At 51.7% G+C, this 13820-nt stretch carries 13 protein-coding genes; 3 read left to right on the forward strand and 10 right to left on the reverse strand.

The features are described 5' to 3' along the window. The first annotated feature begins 9 nt into the window (after window positions 1-9). Together ybiB and hcxB are read left to right on the forward strand one after the other, a co-directional pair. On the forward strand, window positions 10-972 hold the full coding sequence (gene ybiB, locus FQZ95_RS24360) for a DNA-binding protein YbiB (RefSeq protein ID WP_088541628.1): 963 nt from the start codon (window positions 10-12) through the stop codon (window positions 970-972). Window positions 973-1112: 140 nt separating this feature from the next. After that, on the forward strand, window positions 1113-2198 hold the full coding sequence (gene hcxB, locus FQZ95_RS24365) for a hydroxycarboxylate dehydrogenase HcXB (RefSeq protein WP_160530838.1): 1086 nt from the start codon (window positions 1113-1115) through the stop codon (window positions 2196-2198). 228 nt (window positions 2199-2426) lie between these two features. Here the strand turns inward: hcxB and ybiJ are convergent, their stop codons facing one another. The 5 genes from ybiJ to mcbA form a co-directional block, all read right to left on the reverse strand. Next, window positions 2427-2687, reverse strand: a complete 261-nt coding sequence (gene ybiJ / locus FQZ95_RS24370) for a DUF1471 family protein YbiJ (RefSeq protein ID WP_000849301.1) — start codon at window positions 2685-2687, stop codon at window positions 2427-2429. A gap of 264 nt (window positions 2688-2951) precedes the next feature. Next, on the reverse strand, window positions 2952-3218 hold the full coding sequence (ybiI, locus tag FQZ95_RS24375; RefSeq protein WP_000146357.1) for a C4-type zinc finger protein YbiI: 267 nt from the start codon (window positions 3216-3218) through the stop codon (window positions 2952-2954). Window positions 3219-3291: 73 nt separating this feature from the next. Continuing rightward, the gene (gene ybiX, locus FQZ95_RS24380; RefSeq protein ID WP_160530840.1) at window positions 3292-3969 is read right to left on the reverse strand and encodes a PKHD-type hydroxylase YbiX; all 678 of its coding nucleotides are present in this window, start codon (window positions 3967-3969) and stop codon (window positions 3292-3294) included. Between the two features lie 212 nt (window positions 3970-4181). Further along, window positions 4182-6464, reverse strand: coding sequence for a catecholate siderophore receptor Fiu (locus FQZ95_RS24385; RefSeq protein WP_160530842.1), 2283 nt, complete (start codon window positions 6462-6464; stop codon window positions 4182-4184). 264 nt (window positions 6465-6728) lie between these two features. Next, the gene (gene mcbA, locus FQZ95_RS24390) at window positions 6729-6989 is read right to left on the reverse strand and encodes a DUF1471 family periplasmic protein McbA (RefSeq protein ID WP_000710619.1); all 261 of its coding nucleotides are present in this window, start codon (window positions 6987-6989) and stop codon (window positions 6729-6731) included. 275 nt (window positions 6990-7264) lie between these two features. On the opposite strand from mcbA, the gene rlmF reads away from it, so the two are divergent. After that, window positions 7265-8191 carry a 23S rRNA (adenine(1618)-N(6))-methyltransferase RlmF gene (rlmF, locus tag FQZ95_RS24395; protein ID WP_160530843.1) on the forward strand — a complete coding sequence of 309 codons (927 nt, stop codon included), beginning with the start codon at window positions 7265-7267 and terminating at the stop codon, window positions 8189-8191. Here the strand turns inward: rlmF and ybiO are convergent. The 5 genes from ybiO to dps form a co-directional block, all read right to left on the reverse strand. Continuing rightward, window positions 8188-10413 carry a mechanosensitive channel protein gene (ybiO, locus tag FQZ95_RS24400; RefSeq protein WP_160530845.1) on the reverse strand — a complete coding sequence of 742 codons (2226 nt, stop codon included), beginning with the start codon at window positions 10411-10413 and terminating at the stop codon, window positions 8188-8190. The genes rlmF and ybiO overlap by 4 nt on opposite strands. Before the next feature lie 116 nt (window positions 10414-10529). Further along, window positions 10530-11252, reverse strand: coding sequence for a glutamine ABC transporter ATP-binding protein GlnQ (gene glnQ / locus FQZ95_RS24405; RefSeq protein ID WP_000569076.1), 723 nt, complete (start codon window positions 11250-11252; stop codon window positions 10530-10532). Beyond that, complete coding sequence (gene glnP / locus FQZ95_RS24410; RefSeq protein WP_001159065.1) at window positions 11249-11908, reverse strand: glutamine ABC transporter permease GlnP; 660 nt, start codon at window positions 11906-11908, stop codon at window positions 11249-11251. The genes glnQ and glnP overlap by 4 nt, the downstream gene beginning before the upstream one ends. Before the next feature lie 138 nt (window positions 11909-12046). Continuing rightward, window positions 12047-12793, reverse strand: a complete 747-nt coding sequence (glnH, locus tag FQZ95_RS24415; protein ID WP_000843866.1) for a glutamine ABC transporter substrate-binding protein GlnH — start codon at window positions 12791-12793, stop codon at window positions 12047-12049. 403 nt (window positions 12794-13196) lie between these two features. Beyond that, window positions 13197-13700 (reverse strand): DNA starvation/stationary phase protection protein Dps, encoded by a 504-nt coding sequence (dps, locus tag FQZ95_RS24420; RefSeq protein WP_000100800.1) that lies wholly within the window; start codon window positions 13698-13700, stop codon window positions 13197-13199. Window positions 13701-13820 lie beyond the last annotated feature (120 nt).

The following is a 13820-nucleotide window of genomic DNA, read 5'->3' on the forward strand; positions in this document are numbered from 1 at the left end:
GAGTCGTAAATGGACTATCGCAAAATCATTAAAGAGATCGGGCGCGGGAAAAACCACGCGCGCGATTTAGACCGGGATACTGCGCGCGGTCTGTATGCCCATATGCTCAATGGTGAAGTCCCTGACCTTGAGTTGGGCGGCGTATTGATTGCGCTGCGTATCAAAGGGGAAGGGGAAGCAGAGATGCTCGGCTTTTACGAAGCCATGCAAAATCACACCATCAAACTGACGCCGCCTGTTAGCAAGCCGATGCCGATAGTCATCCCCAGTTACAACGGCGCGCGTAAACAGGCCAACCTGACGCCGTTGTTGGCGATTCTGCTGCACAAACTCGGTTTTCCTGTGGTGGTTCACGGGGTTAGCGAAGATCCAACTCGCGTGCTGACAGAAACCATTTTCGAACTGATGGGTATTACGCCAACGTTGCACGGCGGGCAGGCGCAGGCGAAGCTCGACGAACATCAACCGGTGTTTATGCCAGTCGGCGCGTTTTGCCCGCCGCTGGAAAAACAACTGGCGATGCGCTGGCGGATGGGCGTGCGTAACAGTGCACATACCCTGGCGAAACTGGCGACACCATTTGCCGAAGGTGAGGCGCTGCGTCTTTCCAGCGTTTCGCATCCGGAATACATTGGACGCGTCGCGAAGTTCTTTAGCGATATCGGCGGGCGGGCGCTACTAATGCATGGTACTGAAGGTGAAGTGTATGCTAATCCGCAGCGCTGCCCGCAGATCAATCTCATTGACCGCGAAGGAATGCGGGTGCTGTATGAAAAACAGGACCCTGCTGGTAGCGAGTTACTGCCACAAGCAAAAGATCCGGAAACCACGGCGCAGTGGATTGAGCGTTGCCTGGCTGGCAGCGAGCCGATTCCCGAATCGCTGAAAATCCAGATGGCTTGCTGCCTGGTGGCAACAGGTGAAGCGGCAACTATTAGCGACGCCCTGGCGCGCGTTCATCAGGCATTTTAATTTCTTTCTCAGCCGGATGATCCATGTCATCCGGCTTTTACCCCACCGCAATATGAAATTCCTGCATCTTTATTGACCTTCCCGCGCCCGGCGTGCAGCATAAAAAAACAACAAACACATAACATAAACAGGAGTTAATCATGGAAAGTGGTCATCGCTTTGATGCTCAGACGCTGCACAGTTTTATTCAGGCTGTATTTCGTCAGATGGGTAGCGAGGAACAAGAAGCGAAATTAGTTGCCGATCATTTAATCGCGGCAAACCTGGCAGGGCATGATTCACATGGTATTGGCATGATCCCAAGCTATGTGCGTTCCTGGAGTCAGGGGCATCTGCAAATTAACCACCATGCCAAAATCGTTAAAGAAGCGGGCGCGGTGGTTACGCTTGATGGCGCTCGCGCATTTGGTCAGGTCGCGGCACACGAAGCGATGGCGCTGGGGATTGAGAAAGCGCATCAGCACGGCATAGCCGCCGTGGCGCTGCATAACTCGCATCACATCGGTCGTATTGGTTACTGGGCAGAACAGTGCGCGGCGGCGGGGTTTGTCTCTATCCACTTTGTTAGCGTGGTGGGTATTCCAATGGTCGCGCCGTTCCACGGCCGCGACAGCCGCTTTGGCACCAACCCGTTCTGTGTGGTTTTCCCACGTAAAGATAATTTCCCGCTGTTGCTCGATTACGCCACCAGCGCCATCGCATTTGGGAAAACTCGCGTCGCCTGGCATAAAGGCGTACCCGTGCCGCCAGGCTGTCTGATTGACGTTAACGGCGTACCGACAACAAATCCGGCGGTAATGCAGGAGTCGCCGTTGGGTTCGCTGTTGACCTTTGCCGAACATAAAGGCTACGCCCTTGCAGCGATGTGTGAAATTCTTGGTGGGGCGCTTTCCGGCGGTAAAACGACGCATCAGGAAACGTTACAAACCAGTCCCGATGCCATTCTTAACTGCATGACCACTATCATCATCAACCCGGAACTGTTCGGCGCGCCGGATTGTAGCGCGCAGACCGAAGCCTTTGCCGAGTGGGTGAAAGCCTCGCCGCATGATGACGATAAGCCGATTTTGCTACCGGGCGAGTGGGAAGTTAACACGCGTCGCGAACGGCAGGAGCAGGGGATTCCATTGGATGCGGGAAGCTGGCAGGCCATTTGTGATGCGGCACGGCAGATTGGTATGCCGGAAGAGGTGTTGCAGGCTTTCTTTCAGCAGTTAGCCAGCTAAAAAAAAGCCCGTCCAGTGACGGACGGGCAAACAAGGGTAACATAGGATCAATGAGGGTTAGAGCATATGCGTCTGTCGGCAAACAGACAGGGAAATACTTTTGCTGGACGTAGCGTCAACGCCTTATCCGTCCAACGGTTCGGATTTTGTAGGCCTGATAAGATGCTGTAGCGTCGCATCAGGCACCTGTTGCCGGATGCGGCGTGAACGCCTTATCCGGCCTACGAATTACTTATAGATAACCGCAGTTCCGCTTAATTTATTGTTGTTGGTGGCAGAAGTGATGCTGTATCCGCTGGCACCAGCAGCCGCAGCTTTCTCAGCCAGTTTCGCTTCCAGGGCATCGAGGGTGGATGCGCCATCGGCAGAAACCACGCCGATTTTATTCATGTTCTGTGCCTGGGATGCCGTTACCGGTTCCGCCGCGAACACGCCAAAGGACAGAGTTGAAAGAGCCATAGCAGCAACAACAGTATTGATAGTTTTCATAATTAATCTCTCGCAGGTGATTTTTGTATAAGTGACGTTGTTTCGTCGATGTGATGAGTATCACGTTTTTTTACGAGAGATAAAATCGAAGAGAATTGACCGCCTTGTTCAAATAAATTGATTGATATCTAACATACTGATAAACCATTTATTTGTTGTACTTATGGACTTGTTTTATACAGCGTGGCAGTCACGGCAGCGTTAAAGGCACGGAATGCCACGCAAAATACAAATTACACTCACTAAACATCCCGCCAGTTGCAGTTAACGTAACTGGCTGTCTTTCGAACCTCTGCGATTATATCCTGTATAAGCTGGTTTTTGTAAATCTTTCTCCTGTTGGCAGTGAATGCATAAGCGCACGCCAGGAATGGCTTCCCGACGGGCCTGCGGGATGGGGGCGCCGCACTCTTCACATTCATACAGGCTCTCGCCACGCGGAATTTCACCCCGGGCACGAGCAATCGCATCTTCAATTGTACTGTTGATCTGTTCGTTGACGGCGTCATCGTTAGCCCAACCGGATGCCATATCGTCCTCCCCATATCAATGCTTGTACAGTTAAGTGTAGCTAATATAGGGACGAACTCGGGCAGTTCAAGCGTCAGATCTCCGACCATTCCCGCAGCAGATTATGATAAAGATTGAGCAGCGACAGGATCTCTTCACTTTCGCCATGGCGGCTTTTCAGCGACTGAATATTGGTGTCCAGTTCGAACAGCATGGCGCGCTTTTTATCATCGCGGATCATCGACTGGATCCACATAAATGATGCCACCCGTACGCCACGGGTTACGGGGGTCACGCAGTGCAGGCTGCTGGAAGGGTACAACACCAGATCGCCTGCCGGGAGTTTTACCCGATGTTGTCCGAAGGTGTCATTAACGACCAGTTCGCCGCCGTCGTAGCTTTGTGGATCGCTTAAAAACAGCGTGGCAGAAAGGTCAGTGCGCATCCAGCCGTTTTGTGGGTGACTGCGTACCGCGCCATCCACATGAAAACCGTAAGTTTCATTGTTCTGATAACGATTAAACAGCGGCGTGGAAAGGGTACGCGGCAAGGCAGCGGCAAAGAACAATGCATGTTGGTTAACCGCGTTCAGCACCTCATTTTGCAGGGCGGCGTATAACGCACTGCGGGTGTCGACCTGTTGATTATTCTTAACTTGCGCACCTTGTGCGCCGGTGGTGACGCGTCCATCAACCCATTCGGCTTGTTCCAGTTGTTCACGAAACCGCGCGACGTCCTGTGGCGATAACACGCAGGGAATGTGGTACATCATACAAGTTCTCCAAAAAGTGGGGCTTTTACCCTACACCGATTTTTAACAGCAGGTGCTTTGTTCATGCCGGATGCGGCGTGAACGCCTTATCCGGCCTACCAAATGATGTGAATTCAATGCATTGCACAACCTTGTAGGCCTGATAAGCGCAGCGCATCAGGCAGTCCTGTTCTCGCCATCAACATTAGTGAGCCCTGCGCCCCACATCTGAATCAGAAATGCATATTGGCGGTAAGCAGGAAGGTTCTTGGCTCGCCCGGGTGATAACGGTAGCCGCTCTTGTTGATTGAGGCGACGTAATCGGTATCAAACAGGTTGTAGACGTTTAGCTGGAAGTCGAGATTGCGATTAACCCGATACCCCAGTTTGGCATCGGCGACCCAATAACCCTCGGTAAATGCTGGCGTTCCCACCGCGCCGTCTGAACCTTTATGCATACTGCCGATATAGCGAGCGCCCGCGCCAACAGAGATATCATCGGTTGCCTGATACTGGCTCCATAAGGTAAAGGCGTGCTCCGGGGTATACGGCAGCGATGAGGAACCATCCTGGGCAACATCTTTGCCGTTTTTGATGGTTGCTTTTTGCTGGGTATAGCCGCCAATCACCTGCCACGCGGGAGTGATATTCCCGGCCACGGATATCTCATAGCCTTCGACGCGTTTCTTACCGTATTGCGAGTAAGTTCCGTCATCATTTTGCTCAACTTCATTTTCGATATCAGTACGGAACAGCGCGGCGGTGAGCAACAGGCGTTTATCCAGAACCTGCCATTTGGTGCCAATCTCGCTGGTGTTGGCTTTTTGCGGTTTAAAATCGGTACGGTTGGCACTGTTACCGCTGCCAGACTGCGCAAGGGCGAAGTTGTTGCCGCCCGGCGGCTGTTGGGAAACGGCATAGTTAATATAGACATTGCCGTTTTCCGTCAGGTGATACAGCGCCCCGGCTTTCCAGTTCACCAGATTGCCAGACTTGGCGGTGTCAACAGTGGTGACCGGAGAACCTTTCGCCACGCCAGCTGGGCAGGTAACGGCACCTCGGCCACTGCCGCCGCAGGCGGTGGCACTGTCATATTCAGTATGATAATTATCCAGACGGATCCCGCCGTTCAGCTCAAAATCACGGGTGATTTGCAGCGTATCGAAGGCATAAATAGCGAAGGTATCCGTCTGACCATTGGCGTTTGCGCCGTTACGCGTCAGGCCGCCAGGATGAATGCTGCTGTCAGGATGATAAATATTCACCGCAGGTAACGTGACCGGATTAACGCCATAGTTAGTCTGCGTTTCACGGGTAAATTCCACGCCAGTACTGACATCATGACCGATAGAACCGGTATAGAACGTCGAGGTCAGGTTGGTCTGGTTGGTGAGAATTTTATTACTCACATCCTTGGTATTCGCCGTACGTGACCACGTCCAGCTATTCACATCGCTGGTGGGCTGGGTAATATTCGATGCCCCGCCCATAATCGCCGTCATCAGGTAATCCTGCTTTACGCGCGACCAACGGGTAGTATTGCGAATGGTGGTGTTATCGTTGATGTCGTGCTCAAAACGCATGGTAGCGGTGTCGGTGGTCGAATCGTCGTAATCGGAATCCGTGCCGTAAAAGTTATGCGTATCAACTTTTCCGGAATGATTCAGGGCCGCCGTTCCCGCAGATGGGGCAGAATAGCCCGGCAAACCGATGGTCGGAATGCCGCCGTCTGGCGTGTTGTGCTGGGTGACATGCAGATAATTAAGATACAAACGATTCGCTGTGCCAAGGCCAAAAGCTACAGAAGGGGCGACGCCGTAACGCTCATTTTTAACTTTGTCGCGTCCGGCATCGTGCGTTTTTTCACCCATCACATTCAGGCGCACCGCGGTGGTATCACCAATGACCTGATTGACGTCCAGCGTGCCGCGGCGGAACCAGGCGCTGCCAATACTGGCGGAAGCGTCAATGCCTGAATCATTGCGCGGCTGCTTGCTGATCATATTGATCGAGCCCGTCGGCGCGCTGCGCCCGTAGTCGGTGCCGGACGGCCCTTTAATCACTTCGACCTGTTCGGTATTGAAGGTGTCGCGTGAGACGCTGCCGATATCGCGAATCCCATCAATATAAATACTGTTAGAAGTATCGGCACCGCGCATATAAATGGCGTCGCCAGTGGTGGAGTTACCGTTCTCACCAGCAAAAAACGCACCCACGCCGGGGACGTTTTTGAGCGCATCGGTAAGGTTGGTTGCGCCCTGATCTTTAATCACTTGTTCAGAAATCACCGTCATCGTGCGGGTCGTATCTGCTACCGGACGCGAGAATTTCGGATCGGCAGATTGTTGTGGTGCATAAAGCGAAGGCGTTGATGCTTCGACAACCAGCGTGTCATCCGCGTTAGCTTGCCCTTCGGCGGCGAGTGCCTGTGCCACAGGCGTAATACCAATACAAAGACCGGCAAAGAACGTGAGCGAATGAAATTGTCTGGCAGGGAAATTGCGATTGTTTTCCATTTTGCAGGTGACTTTTTCTTATATGTTGAAATTTTCACTGCCACGAGAAAGCCTCTCTGCGGATGCGATGCCACTGTTAATCCCGTGATAGTGTTCGTGCAAGTGATAATAATTTTGATAAGCATTATCACTTGGCGCGATTTTCTATCACCCATTGCGCGAAAAAGAAATACATTTATTTACATTGCGTTCATATTTGATGTTTTTTGATTACAAAACAGGCGAAAACTGCATCCAGAGGCGAATGCAGTTACGTTGGTGGGGTTATTTGTAGATGGTTGCAGTACCGAACATCTGGTCATTTCCGCCTGCGGAATTAATGACATAACCTTTCGCGCCTTGCTCGCGCGCTTTTTCTGCCAGTTTATCCTCCAGATCGCTTAGGTTTGATGCGCCAGTTGCCGAAACGGTACCGGCGGGCCGTAGCTGACCGCTGTCCAGGTTACTCATCGGTTGCGCGGCATAAGCCGTGAGAGAGATTCCGCTCAGGACGGTGGCAATCAGTAGTGTGAGGCACTTTTTCATAATGACATCCTCATAAATACAACGGGTAGTGCCTGATAAGTGTAGGTCGCCTGGACGATGAAAATGACGCAAAAAATTGACAGAGATGTGCTTGTTTTTTGAACGATATATTTTTACAAAATAAGACAAATCAATGACATGCATGATGCTGATTTTTATGATGAATTGATGGGGTAACAAGATAAGTGGCATATTTTGCGCATGATACACGACGCCAGATATTTACCCTGTCGCGTTATGCGGGTATCTTACGCCGCTGCTTAAAGGAGAATGCTATGTCCGCCCAGAAACCGGGGTTGCATCCGCGCAACCGTCATCACAGCCGCTACGATCTCGCCACGCTTTGTCAGGTCAATCCTGAACTCAGGCAATTCCTCACGCTTACACCTGCCGGGGAGCAAAGTGTAGACTTTGCCAATCCGCTGGCGGTGAAGGCGCTCAATAAGGCGTTGCTGGCCCATTTTTACGCCGTAGCGAACTGGGATATCCCGGACGGTTTTCTCTGCCCGCCAGTACCGGGCCGGGCGGATTATATTCATCACCTTGCCGATTTACTGGCAGAAGCAACAGGAACAATTCCAGCCAGGGCCAGCATTTTGGATATCGGCGTTGGTGCGAACTGTATTTATCCGCTGATTGGCGTACATGAATACGGCTGGCGTTTTACCGGTAGTGAAACCAGCAGCCAGGCGTTAAGCAGCGCGCAGGCGATCATCAGCGCTAATCCGGGGCTTAATCGCGCCATTCGTCTGCGTCGGCAAAAAGAGAGCGGGGCGATTTTTAACGGTATTATCCACAAAAACGAGCAATACGACGCGACCTTGTGTAACCCGCCATTCCACGATTCCGCCGCTGCGGCACGGGCGGGTAGTGAGCGTAAACGGCGTAATCTGGGGCTGAACAAAGACGATGCATTGAACTTTGGTGGTCAGCAACAGGAGTTGTGGTGTGAAGGCGGTGAAGTGGCTTTTATCAAAAAGATGATTGAAGAGAGCAAAGGCTTCGCGAAGCAGGTGATGTGGTTTACCTCGCTGGTATCTCGTGGCGAAAACTTACCGCCGTTGTATCGTGCTCTGACGGACGTGGGCGCGGTGAAAGTGGTCAAAAAAGAGATGGCCCAGGGGCAAAAGCAGAGCCGCTTTATTGCCTGGACCTTTATGAACGACGAGCAGCGCCGCCGTTTTGTCAATCGCCAGCGTTAAAGCGTTGGTTCCCCCGGCGGCAACGGTTCAGCCGGGGTCGCGCCCGGAGCAGGCAGCACCTGATAAGTCTGCACTGGCGCGCGAACGCCCGCCAGGTCGAAATGTTTTTTCACCTGGCTGTCGAGGGCAAAGCGTACCGTCCACTGTTTGAGTGGCAGCGTGGTGAACGAAACACGCAGTGTAAACGCGGTATTGCTTAAGCCGACAATCCCGGCAAAATTCGGTTCACCAATAATCAGCCCGCGAATTTCTTCGTTTTCCATTAATTCCGCTACCGCATCTTTCAGTGCCTGATTGGCTTTATCTGCATCTTCATGGCGATCAACATCATAATTTGCCACTACCGAACCAATGCCGCGGACAAAGTTAGCAAAGGTGGTAATCGAAGACCACGGAATGATGTGATACGCCCCGGTATCCTGGCGTACGCCCACGGAGCGAATCGACATCCGTTCCACAGTGCCGGTCAACGGCCCGATAGTCACCAAATCTCCAGTGTTCATGCCGTTTTCAAACTGTATAAACACGCCGGTGATGATATCTTTCACCAGCGTTTGCGAACCAAACGAGATAGCCAGACCTAATGCCCCGGCACCTGCCAGCAATGGCGCGATATTGACGCCGATTTCTGACAACACAATCATGATGGTGATGGTACTGATAATCACCGCCAGCGCGTTACGGAACAGCGTCAGCAGGGTACGCGTACGGGCGCTGGGTAGCGGGCGGCCATGAATATCCGAAGCCAGCCGGTTTTCGATCAAACTGGCGAGCACCGTCCAGCCAACCGCCGAGAAGAAAAGAATGAGTGCGATACGGATCAGGATATCTACGGTTCTCTGCCCCGCGCCGTTTTGCAGCCAGTTCCAGAAATCGAACAATCCCCATGCGCTCAACAGCAGCATTACCGCCACGCAGACTGTCAGAATACGCGCTGTTTTCAGTGCCGCCGAAAGCCATCCATTCAGCCGTTTTTGCAGCTCGGGATAGTTACGCTGAGTATGTGGCGAGAGGGTAATGGTTTTCGCCAGCCAGCGGGAAAACATACCGGAAACAAACGCTGCGATACCAATAATCGCCAGGCTGCGCACCGTTGCACCCATCATAAATTTCAGGCTGTTGCCCGGATCGAACAACGAAAAGAAAAACAGCACGATAAAATAGGCGCTTGCCAACCAGTGCCACACCAGCGCAAAAGCGCGAATAAACAGGCTGAAAAAGGCCAGCGAGTGTTCCGCGAAGTTGAGCAAATGCTGGGTAATCTCTTTTTTATTACGAAAGATCAGGTACAACGCCCAGACCGTCATGCACAGCATAATGATGACGTTCGCCAGCGCACCTATCTGTACATTCACCTGATTAGAGATAATCGGCACGGCCACAATCAGGCCATAGCCAATCAGGCTGCTTAACCAGCTCAGGCGACGGCTCCAGTAACGGGCGGTCTCGTCATGAATCGTGAACGGGCGCAGTTCCGCCACGTTTGGGCAAAAAATCAGGCGTAGTACAGCTTTGAAAAATTCAATCAGGGCAAAGGCGTTGAGAAACAAACTTTGTTGGAAAGCGATGGTGCGACTGCCCGCATTCAGGTTGTCGCTTAAAACCTGACCGACAAATAATGTCAGTGCCAGTAACAGCAGGTCGATAATAAACGCCCCGATAATCATCGCCGGAAGCTGCAACCAGTTACTGCGCTCACGATTTTTTTGCCGCGCCCACTGGCCCATTTTGCGATACAGCGGAAGTGCGCACAGGCGAATCAGCCAGTAAAAACCAAACACTAATACCGCTAACATTGAAAAATGGGTCAGCGCATTGCTGAAGGTTTGTGGATTAAACGGCTTATGCGGGGAGCCGGTGATATTGCGATAAAGTTGTCCGAAGCGGGCGGAAAGGGCTTCACCATAATGGCGGCTGACTTCGGTGACTTTTTGCAGCACGGTTTGCTCTTCAACCAGCGTCGGCGGCACGATCTTCGGTACGGGTTCCGCAGGAGGCGTCGCGGCGACGGTGCGCAACTGGTCGATCAACTCTTTACGCGAGGTGTCATTATCCAGCACATCCGCCAGTGCGCCATAGGCCGCTTTTTTTTGTTCGATATCCGGTTCCGGGGCCGGTTCAGTCGTTGAGTCCGTTGTCGTTGTGGTTGTAACGCCGGGTATGGATACCGCGTGGGCAGGTGCGCCCAGCAGGCAGAAGAGGATGAACAGGATCCACCGCATGACTCCTCCAGTGAGAAAACAGAGCAAAAAGATAAGTATAGATGCTGGGGGAGGGGCGATTTTAAATGAGAGGAATCTGGTGTGCCTCCCTTTCGGGGGAAAGGGAGGCTGAGAAGTTAAGAGACGTGCTGCAAAAATTCCTGCAAGCGCTGGCTCGGTGGGTTCTTGATCAACACCTGCGGATCGCCATCTTCCGCAATCCGGCCTTTGTCGATAAAGATCAGGCGCGAAGCGACTTTCTCGGCAAAACCGATTTCGTGTGTCACGATCACCATCGTCATCCCTTCTTCAGCCAGATCCTGCATAACCTTCAGCACTTCATGGCGCAGTTCCGGGTCAAGAGCGGAAGTCGGTTCATCAAACAGCATCATTTTCGGCTTCACCGCCAGCGCGCGGGCGATCGCCACACGCTGCTGTTGACCACCAGAAAGTTCGGAAGGGTAGTGATGTGCACGTTCTGCCAGACCGACTTTCGCCAGCAGCTCACGCGCCAGTTTTTCCGCGTCTTCTTTGTTCGCGCCACGCACGCGTAGCGGACCAAACATCACGTTTTCCAGCGCCGTCAGATGCGGGAAGAGGTAAAACTGCTGGAACACCATACCCGCTTCCTGGCGAATCAGGCGCTCGTCAACTTTCGGATCGTTAACCTTCAGGCCATCGACAATCAGATCGCCGGAGGTGATTTCTTCCAGTTTGTTGATGCAGCGCAGCAGGGTCGATTTACCGGAACCGGACGGCCCGATAATCACCACGACTTCGCCCTGGGCAATGTTCAAATCGATATTGTGCAGCACCTGGGTTGGACCAAAATGCTTGGAGACGTTTTTAAATTCAATCACAGGATTTTCATCCTTCTTTCCAGACGACGCAGAATAAAGCTCAGCACCAGGGTAATAATCAGATAGAACACCGCAACGGCGCTCCAGATCTCAAGGGCGCGGAAGTTACCGGCAATAATTTCTTGCCCCTGACGGGTCAGTTCCGCCACGCCGATAACAATAAACAGCGAGGTGTCTTTAATGCTGATGATCCACTGGTTACCCAGCGGCGGCAGCATACGACGCAGTGCCAGCGGTAAAATGACGTAGCGAATGGTTTCCCAACGTGAAAGGCCGAGAGCCAGTCCTGCTTCACGGAAACCTTTGTGGATAGACAGCACCGCACCACGCGTGATTTCCGCAATGTACGCGCCGGAGTTGATCATGATGGTGACCACCGCCGCAGTAAATGGGTCGATGCGTAAGTCGTTAAACGCCATCGGCAGGGCAAAGTAGATAAACATCACCTGGACGACAATAGGTGTGCCGCGGATCACTTCAATAAAGACCAGCGCGACGTGGTTGGCTATCCAACCACCGAAGGTGCGTGCAAAACCTGCCAGCAATCCGATCACCAGGCCGCCAGCCAGACCGAGGACAGAAATCCACAGGGTCATTTTGGCACCTTCAATCAGAAGCGGAATGGCAGGCCAGATGGCACTCCAGTCAAACTGCATATGTTGTTCCTGTTACCGTGGTGTAAATAATCAAAGTTAGGGTAATTAATTGCGTCGGAGCGGGTTTGCGCCCCTTACCCAACCCCCCTCCCCAGAGGGGAGAGGGGACTGCCAGTGCGCTTTACAGGCGTAGCGTTATTATTTTGGTTCAGTACCGAACCATTTTTTGTAGATTTCGTTGTAAGTTCCGTTCTCGCGCAGGGTTTTCAACGCGCCGTTGACTTTGTCACGCAGCTCATCGCTACCTTTCGGGAACGCGATACCGTATTGCTGTGCTTCCAGAGAGTCACCTACCGCTTTGAACTGACCGTTACCGGCAGTTTTGATGAAGTAAAGAATGTTTGGCGTATCGTGTAGAACGGCGTCTGCGCGGTTAGTGCCCAGTTCCATATAGGCGTTATCGATGTTCGGGAACTGACGCAGATCTTTAGTTTTAATGTTTGCTTTCGCGTAATCAACGGAGCCAGTGCCGCTCTTCACAGCAACCACTTTCCCGTCGAGATCTTTCACGCTTTTCACATCGTTATTGTTAGCTTTCACCATCACTAACAGGCCGCTTTTGTAGTAGCCGTCAGAGAAATCGATCGCTTTTTTACGCTCGTCGGTAATGGTGATGCCCGCCAGCGCCAGATCGACGTTTTTGGTTTGCAGTGCCGGAATGATCCCACTGAAATCCATCGGCTTCAGTTCGTAATCCAGCTTCAACTCTTTAGCGATGGCAGCCCACAGATCAACGTCAAAGCCCACGTATTTATCGCCCTGTTTAAATTCAAACGGAACGAAGGCGGTATCCGTCGCGACAACTAATTTTTTATCCGCGGCATGAGAAGAAACCGCAAAAGCCAGGGTCAGTGCAGCCAGTGAAACTTTTAATACAGACTTCATAGCATTTCCTTTTTTCTATCCACGGGACGATCCCCTGCGTGACATTCACATATATGAAAAAATCGTGCCAGTTTTGCAACTCATTGATTTATCGAGATGCGGTAAAAACGTGATGCACGATTTATAGGGCAATACCCTGAAGATGCACCATTCTGGGGCACCAAACTGGTGCGCTAAAATTGTGCACTCAACACAGTGATTATTTAGCGTAAAACCTGATGAAAAAACAATCTTTATGTAACGATTGTGTGATGATGTGGATACAAAAAATTTACTTAATCAGCTGGAGATAGCAGATGGATGCACTAAATAAGTGCGTTGAGGTGGGCTGCAAAACAAAACGGCCTCCTGTCAGGAAGCCGCTTTTATCGGGTACTAAAGTTTTCCACCATCAGCGATGGATTTATTCGATGTTAGATTCGATAAACCACAGGAATTTATCCAGATCGCGAGACGCGGCGGTCAGGATATCTGCGGTGTCGTCATCTTTCGCTTCGCCAATCGCTTTACGTACATCATTAGCGACAATCGCATAACGGTCAGCCAGTTCTTTCAGGTGATCCTGAACGTTGTGGATGTCCAGCGGGTAACTTTTCAGCGGGGTTTTGCTGTTGATAACTTGAGTGGTCCCCAGAGCTACACCGCCCAGCTGCACTGCACGTTCTGCCATGGTATCCAGATGATCGATCAGTGCGGTGCGGAAGCCATCCAGCATTTCATGTACGGCAATGAAGTTAGCGCCGCGCATGTTCCAGTGCGCTTGTTTGGTAATCAAAGAAAGATCAATAAACTGGATAACCTGGCGATTCAGCAACTCTACTGTTGCTTTTTTCTCGCTGTCAGAGACATCGTTGCGGGTATAAAGCAGATTGGTCGCTTTTGATTTAACTAATTTAGCGGTACTCATAATTTCATATCCTCTTGATGTTATGTCCCAGTAATTAACGAGACTAAGTATAGCACCGGCTATGTGTTCCGCTATTCTGGCTGTTCCTATCACACTAATAGTGGTAACAAGCGTGAAAAA

The organism is Escherichia sp. HH41S (genome assembly GCF_009820115.1).
Taxonomy (GTDB): Bacteria; Pseudomonadota; Gammaproteobacteria; order Enterobacterales; family Enterobacteriaceae; genus Escherichia; species Escherichia coli_F.